This is a genomic window from Streptomyces sp. NPDC101227 (assembly GCF_044767545.1).
In the GTDB taxonomy this organism is placed as follows: Bacteria; Actinomycetota; Actinomycetes; order Streptomycetales; family Streptomycetaceae; genus Streptomyces.
Map to the genome: position 1 here is coordinate 222,212 of NZ_JBIWOD010000003.1, position 15,730 is coordinate 237,941.

Annotated in this window: 13 protein-coding genes and 2 tRNA genes; 8 read left to right on the forward strand and 7 right to left on the reverse strand. The window is 69.9% G+C overall.

Features of this window, described 5'->3' with window-relative positions; genetic code table 11:
- Positions 1-61: 61 nt before the first annotated feature.
- Together ACIRPT_RS07805 and ACIRPT_RS07810 are read right to left on the reverse strand one after the other, a co-directional pair.
- Positions 62-1,492 (reverse strand): amino acid permease, encoded by a 1,431-nt coding sequence (locus ACIRPT_RS07805; protein WP_403823856.1) that lies wholly within the window; start codon positions 1,490-1,492, stop codon positions 62-64.
- Positions 1,493-1,744: 252 nt separating this feature from the next.
- Positions 1,745-3,157, reverse strand: coding sequence for an amino acid permease (locus ACIRPT_RS07810; protein ID WP_403506472.1), 1,413 nt, complete (start codon positions 3,155-3,157; stop codon positions 1,745-1,747).
- A gap of 339 nt (positions 3,158-3,496) precedes the next feature.
- Between ACIRPT_RS07810 and ACIRPT_RS07815 the strand changes: the two genes are divergently transcribed.
- Positions 3,497-4,090, forward strand: a complete 594-nt coding sequence (locus ACIRPT_RS07815; protein WP_403823859.1) for a biotin transporter BioY — start codon at positions 3,497-3,499, stop codon at positions 4,088-4,090.
- A 63-nt stretch (positions 4,091-4,153) separates the two neighbouring features.
- Here the strand turns inward: ACIRPT_RS07815 and ACIRPT_RS07820 are convergent, their stop codons facing one another.
- Positions 4,154-5,632 (reverse strand): amino acid permease, encoded by a 1,479-nt coding sequence (locus ACIRPT_RS07820; protein WP_403823862.1) that lies wholly within the window; start codon positions 5,630-5,632, stop codon positions 4,154-4,156.
- 180 nt (positions 5,633-5,812) lie between these two features.
- Here ACIRPT_RS07820 and ACIRPT_RS07825 point away from each other — a divergent pair, with 180 nt between their 5' ends.
- A complete protein-coding gene (locus ACIRPT_RS07825) occupies positions 5,813-6,298 on the forward strand; it encodes a ribose-5-phosphate isomerase (RefSeq protein ID WP_403506481.1) in 486 nt (161 codons plus the stop codon).
- Between the two features lie 85 nt (positions 6,299-6,383).
- Positions 6,384-7,253, forward strand: a complete 870-nt coding sequence (locus ACIRPT_RS07830; RefSeq protein WP_403823865.1) for an Fpg/Nei family DNA glycosylase — start codon at positions 6,384-6,386, stop codon at positions 7,251-7,253.
- A gap of 30 nt (positions 7,254-7,283) precedes the next feature.
- On the opposite strand, the gene ACIRPT_RS07835 is transcribed toward ACIRPT_RS07830, so the two are convergent.
- Complete coding sequence (locus tag ACIRPT_RS07835; protein WP_403823868.1) at positions 7,284-8,522, reverse strand: GNAT family N-acetyltransferase; 1,239 nt, start codon at positions 8,520-8,522, stop codon at positions 7,284-7,286.
- Between the two features lie 179 nt (positions 8,523-8,701).
- Between ACIRPT_RS07835 and ACIRPT_RS07840 the strand changes: the two genes are divergently transcribed.
- The gene (locus tag ACIRPT_RS07840) at positions 8,702-9,808 is read left to right on the forward strand and encodes a PP2C family protein-serine/threonine phosphatase (protein WP_403506489.1); all 1,107 of its coding nucleotides are present in this window, start codon (positions 8,702-8,704) and stop codon (positions 9,806-9,808) included.
- Between the two features lie 32 nt (positions 9,809-9,840).
- Positions 9,841-10,728, forward strand: a complete 888-nt coding sequence (locus ACIRPT_RS07845; RefSeq protein ID WP_403823871.1) for a DUF1963 domain-containing protein — start codon at positions 9,841-9,843, stop codon at positions 10,726-10,728.
- Between the two features lie 263 nt (positions 10,729-10,991).
- Here the strand turns inward: ACIRPT_RS07845 and ACIRPT_RS07850 are convergent, their stop codons facing one another.
- A complete protein-coding gene (locus ACIRPT_RS07850) occupies positions 10,992-12,131 on the reverse strand; it encodes an acyltransferase family protein (RefSeq protein ID WP_403823874.1) in 1,140 nt (379 codons plus the stop codon).
- A 637-nt stretch (positions 12,132-12,768) separates the two neighbouring features.
- Here ACIRPT_RS07850 and ACIRPT_RS07855 point away from each other — a divergent pair.
- Positions 12,769-12,963 (forward strand): hypothetical protein, encoded by a 195-nt coding sequence (locus ACIRPT_RS07855; RefSeq protein WP_400061447.1) that lies wholly within the window; start codon positions 12,769-12,771, stop codon positions 12,961-12,963.
- Here the strand turns inward: ACIRPT_RS07855 and ACIRPT_RS07860 are convergent.
- Together ACIRPT_RS07860 and ACIRPT_RS07865 are read right to left on the reverse strand one after the other, a co-directional pair.
- Positions 12,960-13,340: an arsenate reductase family protein gene (locus ACIRPT_RS07860; RefSeq protein WP_403823876.1), complete on the reverse strand. Its 381-nt coding sequence runs from the start codon at positions 13,338-13,340 to the stop codon at positions 12,960-12,962. The genes ACIRPT_RS07855 and ACIRPT_RS07860 overlap by 4 nt on opposite strands.
- A 271-nt stretch (positions 13,341-13,611) precedes the next feature.
- Positions 13,612-13,685 (reverse strand) — tRNA-Gly (locus tag ACIRPT_RS07865).
- A gap of 184 nt (positions 13,686-13,869) precedes the next feature.
- On the opposite strand from ACIRPT_RS07865, the gene ACIRPT_RS07870 reads away from it, so the two are divergent.
- Positions 13,870-13,946, forward strand: a tRNA-Pro gene (locus ACIRPT_RS07870).
- Positions 13,947-14,186: 240 nt separating this feature from the next.
- Entirely contained in the window at positions 14,187-15,587 is a 1,401-nt protein-coding gene (tig, locus tag ACIRPT_RS07875; protein ID WP_403823879.1) for a trigger factor, read from the forward strand.
- Positions 15,588-15,730 lie beyond the last annotated feature (143 nt).

The following is a 15,730-nucleotide window of genomic DNA, read 5'->3' on the forward strand; positions in this document are numbered from 1 at the left end:
AGGCGGGGCGGGACCTCCGTAGGAGATCCCGCCCCGCCTCACAGGGGTGTCCGCCGGCGCGTTACTCCGCGCTCTTGGCGACGCTCCGCTGCCGCACCAGTCCGATGGCGGCCAGCACCACTCCGAAGCCGCCGGTGAACAGCAGCTGGATGCGCTGGTTCTCGTCCCGCAGCATCAGCAGCAGCACGCCGATGATGCCCACCAGCGCCACCACCGTCAGGAAGGGGAAGGCCCACATCTTCACGACGAGCTTCTCCGGCGCCTCGCGCTCCAGCTTGCGCCGCATCCGCAGCTGGGCCACCGCGATGAAGGCCCACACCACCAGGACGGCCGCGCCGACCATGTTCAGCAGCCACTTGAAGAGCGTGTCCGGCCACAGGAAGCTGAAGAGGACCGCGAGGAACCCGAAGGCGGAGCACATCAGCACGGCGCGGCGCGGCACGCCGCCGCTGACCTTGCCGAGGAAGGCCGGGCCCTGGCCGCGGGAGATGAGGGAGTACGCCATCCGCGAGGAGCCGTAGAGGTTGGCGTTCACCGCGGAGAGCAGCGCGACCAGGATGACGACGTTCATGATCTGGCCGGCCGCCGGGATCTTGAGGTAGTCCAGGACGGCGACGTAGGGACCGCTCTTGGCGATCGACGGGGCGCTCCAGGGGATGACGGTGACGATGATGGCCATCGAGCCGACGTAGAAGAGGGCGATCCGCCACATCGCGGTGCGCACCGCGCTCGCGACCCCGCGCACCGGGTCCTTGGACTCGGCCGCCGCGATGGTCACCGTCTCCAGCCCGCCGTACGCGAATACCGAGGCCAGCAGACCGACCATCAGGCCGTTCGCGCCATGCGGCAGGAACCCGCCGTCACCGGTCAGATGCGCGGTGCCCGGCGCGTCGGCGCCCGGCAGCACGCCGAAGATGGCGAGCACGCCGAGGACCAGGAAGAGGGCGATCGCGGCGACCTTCAGCGCGGCGAACCAGAACTCGAACTCGCCGAAGTTGCTGACCGCCGCCAGGTTGGTGGCGGTGAAGATCACCATGAACAGCAGTACCCACATCCACGGCTCGGTGGCCGGGAACCACTGGGTCATGATGCCCGCGGCGCCCAGCGCCTCGGCGGCCACCGCCACACACAGCAGCGCGGTGAACATCCAGCCCGCCGTGAAGCCGGCCCACGAGCCTATGGAGCGCTCGGCGTGCACGGAGAAGGAGCCGGAGGACGGATTGGCCGCGGCCATCTCGCCGAGCATCCGCATGATCAGCATGACCAGCGCGCCGGAGACCGCATAGGCCAGCACGATCGAGGGGCCCGCGGCGGCGATGCCTTCGCGGGAGCCGACGAACAGGCCGGCGCCGATCACGCCGCCCAGGGCGATCATCGAAAGATGGCGCTGCTTGAGGCCGTTGGACAGCGCGGGGCCGCCATCCTGGCCGGCGCCCTGGACCGCATCGGTCTGCTTGCGCAGCGGCGTGGCGGACGAGGGTGTCCGATTCATGTCGTACCTGTCCCAGTATGTGAGAGCGAAGCGGGGCGATACTGCGTTCTCCCGGGGCCGCCGACGGCTCAACTCCAGGGGTCCTGCGGTAAAACGCGCTCAGTTTGAGTGCCGGTGTCCGCTGAGGGCAACAGTTGTGCAGCGAATGTTCGCTATTCAGACGAGATCGTGACTACCCGTGGCCGTTTCATCGTCAGTTACCACCTGCTGTGACCTCCGACTCGGCTCCCCGGGACCCCCGGGACGCCCGCTTCAGCCCCGCGCGCGCCGCGCCCGCAGCTCCCGCACGCCCGCCACGGCCAGCACCGCCGCCGTCGCCCCGGCCGACCAGAGCAGCTGCGGCCGCGCCGCGTCATCGGTCAGCATCAGCACCAGCACGCCGCCCATCGCCAGCAGCGCCACCCAGGTCAGCCAGGGGAACCCCCACATACGCAGCGTCAGCTTCCCGGGCGCCTCGCGTTCGATACGCGGACGCAGCCGCAGCTGGGAGACGGCGATCAGCCCCCAGACGAACAGCAGCACCGCCCCCACCGCATTGAGCATGTACAGGAACACCGAATCCGGCCACTTCAGATTCAGCAGCACGGAGACGAACCCGAAGGCCACCGAGGCGAGTACGGCCCGCCGCGGCACCCCGCCGCTTGACACCTTCAGCAGCGCACGCGGCGCCTCACCCCGCTCGGCGAGCGAGAACACCATCCGCGACGACCCGTACAGATTGGCGTTCAGGGCGGACAGCAGCGCCACGAAAACGACGATGTTCATGATCTGCCCGGCCCCCGGAACGCCGATGGCGTCCAGCACCGCCACATACGGGCTCGTGCCCGGCCGCATCGCCGACCACGGCAGCAGCGTCACGATGAGCAGCATCGAACCCACATAGAAGAAGAGGATCCGCCAGACCGCGCTGCGTACCGCCCGCCCCACCGCACGCGCGGGATCGTCCGACTCGGCGGCCGCGATGGTGACGACCTCCAGCCCGCCGAAGGCGAAGACCACGGCCAGCACACCGGAGATGACGCCGGACCAGCCGTGGGGCAGGAAACCGCCCTGACCCGTCAGGTTCGCCATGCCCACCGGATCCGTGTCCGGCAGCACCCCGAACACCGCCAGCAGGCTCAAGCCCAGGAACAGCACGATCGCCGTGACCTTCAGCGCCGCGAACCAGAACTCGAACTCGCCGAAGTTCTTCACCGCCGCCAGGTTGGCCACCGTGAACACGACCATGAAGATCAGCACCCAGGCCCACTGCGGAACGCCGGGCACCCAGCCGGCGGCGATCCCCGCCGCGCCGGTCGCCTCCACGGCGAGCACCACGACCAGCAGGAACCAGTACAGCCAGCCGACGCTGAAGCCCGCCCAGCGCCCCAGCGCCCGCTCCGCATGCACCGAGAACGCGCCCGAGGACGGCATCGCCGCCGACATCTCCCCGAGCATCCGCATGACCAGCATCGCCAGCGCGCCCGCGATCAGATACGACACCACGATCCCGGGCCCGGCCACCGCGATCCCCGCGCCGGAGCCCACGAACAGCCCCGCGCCGATCACCCCGCCCAGACCCAGCATCGTCAGATGGCGTTGCTTGAGCCCGCCGTTCAGCGGCTCTCGTTCGCCGGTACCCGCACCGGGCGGTGCGGTTCCCGTGGGGGTCGTTGCGTCGCGCATGGGCTCGTACTCTCGCAAGGGCGCGGTGCGTCGAAGGGGTACTGCGACGGCCCCGCTTTGGTGGAACCCCACAGGTCATTGCGGGGGCGGCCCCAGTTTCCCCGCCCGCCGCGCGCTACCACAAAACCGGCGCCCCGCCGCGGCAGCGGCCGTGACGAGCATCACGTGACCTGGGAAGACGGCCACCGCCCCAACGGGTCTGACGGTCCTGGACGTTGGGCAGAACTCTCCAAGCGGGCCGGTACGGCTTTGTCACCGCCACACGATGATCGCCACCGGCTCCCTCGGCTAACGTCAACGCGTCCCGACTGTCCCGACCCCTCACCTCGCGGAGCCCCGATGAGCACTGCAACCTTCCCCCGTCCCGGTGCGGTCCTCGCCGACCTGCTGCCCGCGGCCACGGCCTCCCGTGCCCGCGTCCGCGACGCCGCGCTGGTCATCGGCGGCGCCGCGCTCACCGGCATCGCGGCCCAGATCGCCGTTCCCATCCCCGGCACCCCGGTCCCGGTCACCGGCCAGACCTTCGCCGCCCTCCTGGTCGGCGCCTCGCTCGGCGCGCGCCGCGGCCTGCTCTCCCTCGCGCTGTACGCCCTGGCGGGCATGGCCGGTATGCCGTGGTTCGCCGGCGGCGCCTCGGGCGCGGGCGGCGCCACCTTCGGCTACGTCCTGGGCATGCTGCTCGCCGCCACGGCCGTGGGCGCCCTGGCCCGCCGCGGCGGCGACCGCGGGGTCCTGCGTACGGCCGGCACGATGGCCGCGGGCACGGCCCTGATCTACGCCGTCGGCGTCCCCTACCTCGCCCTCAGCACCGGCATGGGCTTCGGCCAGGCCGTGGCCGTCGGCCTCGTCCCGTTCCTGATCGGCGACGCCCTCAAGGCCGTGCTGGCCATGGGCGCCCTGCCCGCCGCCTGGAAGCTGGCGAACCGCCGCTGACCCCACCGCAGACGCCAACGGGCCCCGCCCCACCGCAAGGTGAGACGGGGCCCGTCGCGCTCTCTACCGGCCCGCGGTCCGCGACCCGGCGACGGCGGCGGTGCCCTCCTCGGCTGCTTCCCGCGGCCGCCGCCGGTCCAGCACCAGCCCCACGGCCAGCACCACCACCGCCGCGACCACCGACAGCACCATCTGCTTCCGCCCGTCCGGGGCGTAGAACATATAGCCCACGACGAACACGATCAGCCCGATCGTCGCGTACGTCAGCCACGGATACAGCCACATCCGCACGGTCAGCCGCTCCGGAGCCTCCCGCTCGATGACCCGCCGCATCCGCAGCTGGGAGAAGCAGATCACCAGCCACACGAACAGGGCCACCGCACCCGACGAATTCAGCAGGAACTGGAAAATGGTGTCCTTCGACGTATAGCTGAAGATCGTCGCAATGAACCCGAAGGCCACCGAGGCGTAGATGGCGACCGCCGGAACGCCACCGCGGTTGACCGTCGCGAACGACTTCGGCGCATCCCCCCGCTCACCGAGCGAGAACGCCATCCGCGAGGCGGTGTACAGCCCGGAGTTCAGACACGACAGCACCGCGGTCAGCACCACCACATCCATGACCGTGCCCGCGTACGGAATGTCCAGCGACTTCAGCACCGCCACATACGGGCTCTTGAGCACCGCGGAATCGTTCCACGGCAGCAGCGTCACGATCACCCCGATCGACCCGATGTAGAAGATCGCGATCCGCCAGATGACGCTGTTGACGGCCTTGCGCACGGCCAGCACCGGATTGGGCGACTCGCTGGCCGCCAGCGTGACGATCTCGCTGCCCATGAAGGAGAAGACCACCAGCAGCATGCCGGAGAGGATCGCGCCCGGACCGTGCGGCAGGAACCCGCCGTGCCCGGTCAGATTCGACAGGCCCACCGCATGATCACCCGGCGGCAGCCCGAATATCGCCAGCGCCCCGACGACGATGAAGACGACGATCGCCACGACCTTGATCCCGGCGAACCAGAACTCGAATTCACCGAACGACCCGACCGACACCAGGTTCGTACCCGTCAGCACGATCATCACCAGCAGCGCCCAGGCCCACTGCGGGACGGCCGGGACCCAGCCGGTCAGGATCCCGGCCGCGGCGGTCGCCTCTACGGCCAGCACCACCGACCAGAAGAACCAGTACAGCCAGCCGATGGTGAAGCCGGCCCAGCGCCCCAGTGCCCGGTCGGCGTACGCGGAGAACGACCCGGACGTCGGGGACGCCGCGGCCATCTCGCCGAGCATCCGCATCACCAGCACGACCAGCAGCCCGGTCAGCGCGTACGACAGCAGAATTCCGGGCCCGGCGGCCGCAATGCCGGCACCGGAGCCGACGAACAGCCCCGCTCCGATCACGCCGCCGATGGCAATCATCGACAAATGGCGGTTCTTCAGTCCTGCCTGCAGCCCGTCCTGCGGCTGCCCCCCGGTGGGTCCGCTGCCGGGTTCGCCGGCGCCGGGGACCGCTTTGGTGGTAGGCGGGTGCGCGCTCATATGCACCGTCCCTCGAGTGGTTCACGGATTGGAACCAGAGCATTAGAACCGCGTTAACCCATCGATTGGAAGGTCTGAAGCGGGATCGTTGCGTGAAACACCGGCCAGATGCCTCAGAGGCGACGCACCGCAACTGACCCGGCAGAGCCTGCCCGGAAACGCCCGTGGCACACTCATCGCATGCGCGTGTACCTCGGTTCCGACCATGCCGGCTTTGAACTCAAGAACCACCTCGTCGAGTGGCTCAAGGCCCACGGCCACGACCCCGTCGACTGCGGCCCCCACATCTACGACGCCCAGGACGACTACCCCCCGTTCTGCCTCCGCGCCGCGGAGCGGACCGCCGCCGACCCGGAGAGCCTCGGCGTCGTGATCGGCGGCTCCGGCAACGGCGAGCAGATCGCCGCCAACAAGGTCAAGGGCGTACGGGCCGCGCTGGCCTGGAGCGAGGAAACCGCCAAGCTGGGCCGCGAGCACAACAACGCCAACGTCATCTCCGTCGGCGGCCGCATGCACACCCGGGACGAGGCCACGAGCTTCATCGACGTCTTCCTCAACACCCCGTACTCCAACGAGGAACGCCACACCCGCCGCATCGACATGCTCTCGGCCTACGAGACCACCGGCGACCTCCCGGCCATCCCCGCGCACCACCCGCAGGGCTGACCGCCGCCCCCCGCCGTCGCAGCAGCCGTCGCCCGCCCTCCCCGGCAACCGGGGAGGGCGGGGCGCGTCCACCGGAGAACACCCCATGCCCGAGGGCCACACCATCCACCGCCTCGCCGCCGACTACGGCGAACGTTTCCTGGGGCGCACGATCCGGGCCACCAGCCCGCAGGGCAAGTTCGCGGACGGCGCGGCCCTCGTCGACAACCAGGTGCTGGCCGACACCGAGGCCCACGGAAAGCACCTTTTCCTCGGCTTCGGCACTCCCTCAAGGACCTCCGACGAGCTCCAGTCCAGGGGGGACCCCCATCGCTGGATCCACATCCACCTCGGCCTCTTCGGCAAACTCGGCTTCGGCGGCGCCCCGGCCCCGCCCCCCACCGACACCGTGCGGCTGCGCATCGCGAGCCCCTCCGCGCACGCGGACCTCCGCGGCCCCACCACCTGCGCGCTGATCACCGACGCCGAGAAGCAGGCGATACACGACCGCCTCGGGCCCGACCCGCTGCGCCCCCAGGACGACGGCGCCCGCGCCTGGCAGCGGATCTCCCGCAGCCGTACGACCATCGCGGCCCTGCTGCTGGACCAGAAGATCATCGCCGGCGTCGGCAACGTCTACCGCGCCGAGGTCCTCTTCCGCCACGGCATCGACCCGTACCTCCCCGGCCGCGATCTCACCCGCGCCCAATGGGACGCCATCTGGGCCGACCTGGTGTACCTGATGGCCGAGGGCGTCCGCCACAACCGCATCGACACCGTACGGCCCGAGCACCTGCCCGAGGCCATGGGCCGCCCGCCGCGGGTCGACGACCACGGCGGCGAGGTCTACGTCTACCGCCGCGCCCATCTGGGCTGCCACATCTGCGGCAGCGAGATCCGCACCGCCGGTCTCGCCGCCCGCAACCTCTTCTGGTGCCCCACCTGCCAGCCGGCTACCGGCGCGCCCCGGAGCTGACCGCTCCCGGGGCCGCCACCGGCCGTGCCGCTAGAAGCCGTGCGACAGCCACGGCGCCACATCCGACCCGAACGCCCCCGAGGCCGCCGCGAGCGCGCCGGGACGCAGCTCCCGCACCCGGCCCGCCGCCGCCAGCGCCGACAGCGTGAAGCCGCCCAGATAGGCGGACCCCAGCTCCCTTACGGACAGCGCCAGTTCGGCCCGGTCCGTGGTCCGCGTGCAGCTCGCGCCCTTCTCGTCACCCGACAGCCGCCACCGCCCCTCGTTCCACGGGCAGAACGCGTCCGAGACCTCCAGCACCACATCGACCGGCGCCCGGTACGTCCGCGCCGCGAGCGCCGTGCCCACCTCCACCGGCCGGACGAACAGCGACTCCCGCAGACCGATCCCACAGCGCCGCATATCCGCCACCAGATGCGGCAGCGCATCGTCCACCGGACGCGACCGCACCGACACCGCCGACGTCAGATCGATCCCGAACAGATACCGCCACAGCGCCGCGTACACCACCGGATCCAGCGCCTGGACATCGCGCACCAGCACCGTCCCGCACGGCCCGGCGGCATTCGACTCCGGCTTCACGGCATAGCGCGCATACCCCAGCACCTCGCCGTCCACCTCGGCCAGCACACACTGCAACTCCCCGGCACCGTTCCGCTCGCTCGGCGGATCGACCAGCATGAAGCGATCCCAGTGCGGCCGCCGCGCCAGCATCCCCGGCCGCGTCGGCACCAGCCGCCCGTAGACCTGCTCACACTCCGCCAGCCCCGCCACCGGATCCACCAGCCGCAGCCGTACGCCGTCCACCCCCGGCAGCGCGGGCGCGGCCAGCCGGACCGTGTCGACGTCCAGCCGCATCTCCAGCGTCGCCGCGCCGTACCCGAACCGCCCGTAGATCGCCGGCTCCGACGCCGTCAGCACCGCCAGCGCCTCACCCCGCGCACGGACCTCGTCCAGCTGGTGCCGCATCATCGAACGCAGCACCCCGCGCCGGCGATGCGTGGGCAGCACGCTGACCGCGGTGACCCCGGCCGCCGCCACCTCCGCCCCGCCCGGCACGGTCAGCCCGAACGAGAACGCCCCGGCGGTGCCGACCCAGCCCGCACCGTCCCAGGCGCCGAACATCCGGCCGAAGTCCGTCACGTCCCGCCACGCGGCGCGCTGCTCCGGGGTCTCGGGCACCCCGCCGAACGCCACATCCACCATGTCGAACCATGCGTCCCATTCGTCCGCCCGCAGCGCACGCAACTCCACTGTCTCTGTCGCCATAAACCCATCACTAGCAGGACACTCTCCGGCCGCGCGACCGTATTTCGAACGCCGTTTCCCGGCAATTCCCGAGGGTGACGTGCGGCGAATCGACGCACCGCCGAACGGGTGGATAAGGTCCCAGAGCAATGACAAGCGGCCCGGGAACGGAACCCCGAACGGAACCACTGACGGCCCGGATGCACAGAGGCCTGCACCGGGCCCGCATCGGCGTGCGCAAGGCCGGGGTCGACTACTTCCGCGGCGACGGCTCCGACCGCTTCGCGCTCGCCGCCCTGCTCCTGGCCATCCCCGCCATCGCCGCGGGCACCCTCTGGTGCCCCGAGTGGCTCGCCCCGACCGCCCTGGTCCTCCCCGTCATCGCCGGCGGCCTCCTCCTCCGCCCCGCCAACCTCCTCGTCCTCTACGGCACCTCGGCCGCCGCCCTGGTCGTCGAGTCCGCGCTCTTCGGCCCGTACGACGAGGGGCCCGACCGGATCACCCCCGGCACGGTCCTGGTGGTGGCCGCCGTCGGATTCTTCGGCCTGCTCATCGCCCAGTTCCGCAGCCGGGTCGGGGTGCCCTGGAGGCGCGGCGGCACCATGCTCTTCGACCTGCGCGAACGGATCCGGGTACAGAGTTCACTGCCCAAACTGCCGCCGGGCTGGCACCACGAGATGGCGCTGCGCCCGGCCGGCGGCCAGTCCTTCTCCGGCGACTTCGTCGTCGCCTCCCGCACCCACGGCGGCACCATCCTCGAAGTCGTCCTCACCGACGTCTCCGGCAAGGGCATGGACGCCGCCTCCCGCGCCCTCCTCCTCTCCGGCGCCTTCGGCGGCCTCCTCGGCTCGCTGCCGCCGCACGGCTTCCTCTCCGCCGCCAACGGCTATCTCCTCCGCCAGGACTGGGACGAGGGCTTCGCCACCTCCATCCATCTCGTCCTCGACCTGGAATCCGGCGACTACGAACTGCTCTCCGCGGGCCATCTGCCCGCCCTCCAGCTCAGCGCCGGCTCCGGCCGCTGGGAGGAGAAGTCGGGCGAGGGACCGCTGCTAGGGGTCTACGACGGCGCCCAGTTCGACCCGGTCAAGGGCACGCTGCGCCCCGGCGACGTCCTGATGCTCTTCACCGACGGCCTCGTCGAAGCGGCCGACCGCGATATCTCCGAGGGCATCGACCGCCTCACCGGCGAGGCCGACCGCTACGTCACCACCGGCTTCGCCGGCGCCGCCTGGCATCTGATCGAGGCCGTCGCCAAGGACGTCAACGACGACCGCGCCCTGCTGCTGATCTGCCGGGACGCCTGAAAACTTAACCCGGCACCTGCTTTGATGCCCGGATGGACTACGGGGACGAAGTAGCGAAGGTACGCGCACTGTGCGTGCAGCACCTGGGGGAGCACCTCGGGACGCAGATGGCCGCGCTGGCCCGCCCCGGCTTCGGTCTCCGCCCGGTCAAGGACGGCATTGCCCCGGCCGGCCACACCCGCTGGGGCGGCCCGGCCCTTCTGGACCCCGGCACCCCGTGGCCGGAGTGCGAGGGCGCCCCGCTGAGCCTCTTCGCCGTCCTGGACGTCGATGCGCTGGGCCCGTGGCTCGGCACCGAACGCCCGCCGGGCGGGGGCGGCCTGCTGAACATCTTCTGCTTCGAGGACCACCCGCAGCGTGGGGACATGCCCGAGGCGGCCCGCCACATCGATTTCGAGGATCCGCGCCGCTGCCGGATCATCCCCGCCGACCCCGCCCGGGCGGTGGCGGTCGAAGCCCCCGCCCCGGCCTCGCTCTTCCCGCGTACGGACCTCTACGCCGTCCCGGTGGTGACCCTCCCATCACCGTTCGGGGTCGACTACGACCCGGTGCTGGACACGCTGGACTACTCCGAGGAGCCCGAGACGGACGACTGGCTGACCTACTACCGGTCGTCGCCCGGCTGGCTGCTGTCGACCCGCCTCGGCGATGCCTGGAAGTCGTACTGCGCGAAGGAACAGGGCCTCTACACCTACGACGACGTCTGCTTCTCGCCCGACCAGGCCTTCGGCTGGCCCCACCTGGAGGGCTGCACCTTCCCCCTCAAGGACCTCTCACCCGACGAGCCGTACCGCCACATCATCACCATCGGCCACTACGACATGTGCGGCGACGGCAGCTACCTCCATTTCGTCCTCCCCGCCAAGGCACTACGCGACGGCGACTGGAACCAGACCGTGGCCCTACAGGAGTGCTTCTAGCTGCCTGCTGCCGACCGACCGACGTTGGTCCGCTGCCGTCTGCCGTCTGCCGTCCGCTGCCAACCGACTGCCATCTGCCGTCTGCCGTCCGCTGCCAACCGACTGCCATCTGCCGCCCGCCGGCTGCAGTCCGACCGCCGCTCGCCCCACGAACCGGCCGCCCGCCCCACGGGAATACCCCTCGCCCCCGCCTCGTTGTGGCCCTGCAGGGGGCCCTCGCGACCCCTAGGGGGCTTGTTCGACCGCCCCCTCCGGGTTCCCCTCTAGGCGCCGGCCCGCACCCGCGCCGTATCCGCCGGGTCCTTCTTGAACGCCCAGGCCATCTTCGGCTCCATCGCCCACCGGAACGCCCGCTGCACCGGCGGGGTGCACAGCGCCGTCACCACGGCCGCGGCGATCAGCGTGACCGCGATCTCACCGAGCGGAGTGTGCAGCCACTTGTAGTCGTCGAACCAGCCCCAGAACCGCGAGCCCTTGGCCAGGAAGCCGTGCAGCAGATAGCCGTACAGCGTCCCCGCGCCCAGCACCGTGAACCACATCTTCCGCCGGGGCACCCAGGCGTAGAAGCAAGCCGTCATCACCAGCGAGCAGCCGAACAGGGCCAGCGTCATGATCACGCCGATCCACCAGGTGGTGCCCAACTCCTGGGCGCTGTCCCGGTGGTAGAACCACGCCGAGGTCATCCGGGGCGCCGCCCAGTAGGCCATCAACACCGCGGCCGCGAAAATCGGCACGGACGCGATCCGCACCCACCGTCGCTGCACCAGCTTGAAGTGCTCCGGCCGCAGATTCAGCCCCAGCACGAAGAACGGCAGGAACTGCAGCACCCGCTGGAGGTCCAGATCGTCACCGATGTCCGGGGACACGGACGCCATCACCGCGATGGCCAGCGCCAGCGGAATCGGCCAGCGCACGACCTTCCACAGCGGCGTGGTCAGCCGCCAGATGAACAGCGCGATCAGGAACCACGTCAGGAACCAGGGGTCCAGCAGGCTGATCGGATGCCCCGGGTCGTCGTCCGCCCAGCGCTTGAAGAAGGCATACGCCGTCTCGAAGAGGACGTACGGGACCACGACCCCGGTGACCAGCCGTTGCAGCCGGTCCTTGCGCATGTCGAAGCTGCGCGAGAAGTAGCCGGAGATGATGATGAACGCCGGCATGTGGAACGTGTAGACGGTCATGTACAGCGCCTCGGCGGCGCGGCTGCCGTCGGTCAGCGGTTCCCATGCGTGCCCCATCGCCACCAGCACGATGGCCAGGTACTTCGCGTTGTCGAAGAACGCGTCCCGGCCGGTCTTGGGTGACGATGACGGTGCCGGCGCCGGTGCCGGTGTGTCCTCCGCGGCGGCCGCCTCCGTGGCCGGAGGGAGCTCGCGTCGCGGTGTGGGGGCAGCGGGAAACATCTGAGGCACGATAGCGGCGCACGGCGAATGCGTAAAACCGCATCGGCGATATTCGGTATTTCCCCAGGTGCGGCCGTGCATACGTTGCGGATAAAGCCCGCAATCACCCGTGAGATTTCTCGCAGAGCCCCGCCGCGCCCCCTCCCCGCTCCTCGGTAACGGTCGCCCCTCCGCTCCGATTTGTCCCGAATAGGTATCCCAAACGGGTCGATATACCCCGCAGGCGTCTTGGAAGGAATGTCCACTTCATGGCCGATATGCCCGTGATGCCCATGGAATCGCCGTGACGCACGCCATGAATGAGGAATTCACCGCATCGATTGGCGATCGGGCTTAGCGATGCGGCGCCGGGATCGGTGCGCGAAAATGATCGCCGGAATTACCGGAGCGGGGCGCCTATTGCGATCGGACCCTGAATTGCCCCGCCCCGACGCCCCCGGATGTCGCCCGCTCGCCCTCGGCCGCCGCCCCCTGGCCGGACCGCGCCGCAGCAAGGGGCAGGAATCGGGCAAAGCGTTGGCCGATGATTCGTCACCCGCCTGCGCTGGGAAAGGAGTTGGTGGCACGATGGGGCCAGGGGGTGTGCGCGGCGTGCTCCCGGGCCGGTGAGGCGTTCCGACCAAGGGTGTGATCTGTTGTGGCTCTTTCACTGTCAGTGGTGCTGCTGTTGGGGATCATCCTCGTCGTACTGGTCAGACAGAAGGCGATCAAGGCGGGTCCGGCGATCATCGCCATACTCTTCGGCTTCTTCCTCGCCTCCACGGGGATGGCGCCGTCGATCAACCGGTTCCTCAACTCCCTCGCGGACACGATCAACCACATCACCTTCTAGGCGGGCTCTCCGTCCCCGTTCCGCGCCAGCGCGTCACGTACGGCCGCCTCGCTTCGTCCCACCAGCGCCGATCCGTCGTCCGCGGTGATGATCGGCCGCTGAATCAGCCGGGGGTGCGCGGCCAGGGCCTCGATCCACCGCCCACGCTCGGCGTCCGTACGCTCCCAGGACCCGACTCCCAGCTCCTTGGCCTCGGCCTCCTGTGTCCGGGTGATGTCCCACGGCTCCAGGCCCAGCCGCTCCAGTACGGCACGGAGCTCATCCGCGGTCGGCGGCTCCTCCAGATAGCGCCGCACGGTGTACTGCGCGCCCTCCGCGTCGAGGATGTTCACGGCGGAACGGCACTTGGAACACGCGGGATTGATCCAGATCTCCATGCCGCCACCTTAGGTAAGCCGGCAGCGCCGCCGAAGCACGGACCGCGCGCCCGGCCATGGCAGTGAACGGCAGCCACCTCACCGGCACCACCTAACCGGGCAGCCCCCTCACCGGCCGCCCCTCCGAGCTTCCGGGCCCTCGACGGAGACGTACCAGGCGCCCGCGCCTTCCCACGAGGCACGAACGGCCCTGACGATCGGCCCACCGGCCCCGGAAAACGCTTCAGGGCCAGATGGGAGGGGTGACCCTCCGACCTGGCCCTGAGTCGTATGGAGCGGGCGACGGGAATCGAACCCGCGTAGCTAGTTTGGAAGACTAGGGCTCTACCATTGAGCTACGCCCGCAAGCGCCGCCGGTCGGTCGTCGGACCGCGGCACGCACTGCATCGTAGCGGGTCACGGGGGTCCGCCGCACACCACGTCGCGCATCGCCCGCCGTGGCGCATCGATCATCCGTCGGCCGGATCCGGTATCCCGAATAACTGGCAGCCGTACGGCCTGTAGCCATGTACCCTACGTCTCGCACCGACGGGGTGTGGCGCAGCTTGGTAGCGCGTCCGCTTTGGGAGCGGAAGGTCGTCGGTTCGAATCCGGCCACCCCGACCAGCATGATCCAGCCGAACCTTCGGTAAGAACCTTCGGCCTCACGGCAGCACGCCCGCGCGACGACGGGCCATCGGCGACCCTTTCAAGATCGCATTGTGGGCGTCATCCTCCCTGCGGTTACTATGCAAGCTGCGTGCCCGTGTGTCTCTGTATCCGGGCGCGATCGACCGGGCCCCGAAAGAGCGGGCACGGAAGATCTCAGGCAAAACCCCAGAAGTCAGCCCCCAAGGAGACCGAACCGTGAAGAGCGCCGTGGAGACCCTGAACCCGACCCGGGTTCGGCTCACTGTCGAGGTGCCCTTCGAGGAGCTCAAGGACAGCCTCGACGCGGCGTACAAGAAGATCAACCAGCAGGTCACGGTGAAGGGCTTCCGCAAGGGCAAGATCCCTGCCCGCGTCATCGACCAGCGGTTCGGTCGTGGCGCCGTGCTGGAGGAGGCCGTCAACGACGCGCTCCCGAAGTTCTACACCGAGGCGGTCAACGAGGGTGAGCTGAACGTCCTCGGCCAGCCCGAGGTCGACATCACCGAGCTGAAGGACGGCGAGCTGCTGGCCTTCACCGCCGAGGTCGACATCCGCCCGGCCCTCGAGATCCCGGACTACTCCGGCATCGAGGTCGAGGTCGACGCCGTCGAGGTGTCGGAAGAGGACATCGACAAGTCCGTCGAGCAGCTGCGCGAGCGCTTCGCCTCGACCTCCCCGGTCGAGCGCGCCGCCGAGGACGGCGACGTCCTGACGGTGAACCTCGAGGCCAAGGTGGACGGCGAGGTCCTGGAGGACGGCGTCGCCCAGGGCGTCACCTACACCGTCGGCTCCGGTGAGCTCCTCGACGGCATCGACGACGCCGTCAAGGGCCTCGAGGCCGGCGGCGAGGCCACCTTCACCTCCGAGCTCAAGGGCGGCTCCGCCGAGGGCAAGGAGGCCGAGGTCAAGGTCGAGGTCACCGAGGTCAAGTCCCGCGAACTTCCCGAGCTGGACGACGAGTTCGCGCAGCTGGCCAGCGAGTTCGACACCCTCGAGGAGCTCCGCGAGGACAGCCGCAAGCGCCTCGCGCAGATGAAGACGTACGACCAGGCCACCCAGGCGCAGGAGAAGGTCCTGGACGAGCTGCTCAAGCTCGTCGAGGTGCCGATGCCGGAGAAGCTGCTCGCGGACGAGATCCAGACCCGCAAGCACAACCTGGTCAACCACCAGCTCGCCCAGATGGGTCTCGACCTCGCCAAGTACCTGGAGATCCAGGGCAAGACCGAGGAAGAGTTCGACGCCGAGACCAAGGAGCAGGCGGAGAAGGGCATCAAGACCCAGTTCATCCTCGATGAGCTGGTCAACAAGGAGAAGCTGAACGTCAGCCAGGAGGAGCTCACCGAGCACCTCATGCGCCGCGCGCAGTCCTCCGGCATGTCCCCCGACCAGTTCGCCCAGGCCGTCGTCGAGGGTGGCCAGGTGCCGATGCTCGTCGGCGAGGTCGCCCGCGGCAAGGCGCTCGCGGTGGTCGTCGAGGCCGCCACGGTCAAGGACACCAACGGCGTGGTCATCGACCTGGACGACGAGGACGAGACCGCCGAGACGGTTGCCGAGGAGGTCGTCGCGGCCGCCGAGGGCGCCGACGAGGCCGCCGCCGACGAGAAGCCCGAGGCCTGAGCTTCCGCCGTCCCACGGCATTCCTGACCACGGGCCCGAACACGCACGTCCGCGTGTTCGGGCCCGTGGTCGTCCCCGCGCAGTACGGAAGTCATACCGGACCGGTGAGCCTGCGCTCACAGCGAACAGTTCTCAATGCGGGA

Excerpts from the sequence above, each read along its gene's own strand:
- ACIRPT_RS07805 (WP_403823856.1), bottom strand. The coding sequence starts at position 1,492 with ATGAATCGGACACCCTCGTCCGCCACGCCGCTGCGCAAGCAGACCGAT.
- ACIRPT_RS07810 (WP_403506472.1), bottom strand. The coding sequence starts at position 3,157 with ATGCGCGACGCAACGACCCCCACGGGAACCGCACCGCCCGGTGCGGGT.
- ACIRPT_RS07830 (WP_403823865.1), top strand. The coding sequence starts at position 6,384 with ATGCCCGAGGGCCACACCATCCACCGCCTCGCCGCCGACTACGGCGAA.
- ACIRPT_RS07820 (WP_403823862.1), bottom strand. The coding sequence starts at position 5,632 with ATGAGCGCGCACCCGCCTACCACCAAAGCGGTCCCCGGCGCCGGCGAA.
- ACIRPT_RS07860 (WP_403823876.1), bottom strand. The coding sequence starts at position 13,340 with ATGGAGATCTGGATCAATCCCGCGTGTTCCAAGTGCCGTTCCGCCGTG.
- ACIRPT_RS07840 (WP_403506489.1), top strand. The coding sequence starts at position 8,702 with ATGCACAGAGGCCTGCACCGGGCCCGCATCGGCGTGCGCAAGGCCGGG.
- ACIRPT_RS07845 (WP_403823871.1), top strand. The coding sequence starts at position 9,841 with ATGGACTACGGGGACGAAGTAGCGAAGGTACGCGCACTGTGCGTGCAG.
- ACIRPT_RS07815 (WP_403823859.1), top strand. The coding sequence starts at position 3,497 with ATGAGCACTGCAACCTTCCCCCGTCCCGGTGCGGTCCTCGCCGACCTG.
- ACIRPT_RS07835 (WP_403823868.1), bottom strand. The coding sequence starts at position 8,522 with ATGGCGACAGAGACAGTGGAGTTGCGTGCGCTGCGGGCGGACGAATGG.
- ACIRPT_RS07850 (WP_403823874.1), bottom strand. The coding sequence starts at position 12,131 with ATGTTTCCCGCTGCCCCCACACCGCGACGCGAGCTCCCTCCGGCCACG.
- ACIRPT_RS07825 (WP_403506481.1), top strand. The coding sequence starts at position 5,813 with ATGCGCGTGTACCTCGGTTCCGACCATGCCGGCTTTGAACTCAAGAAC.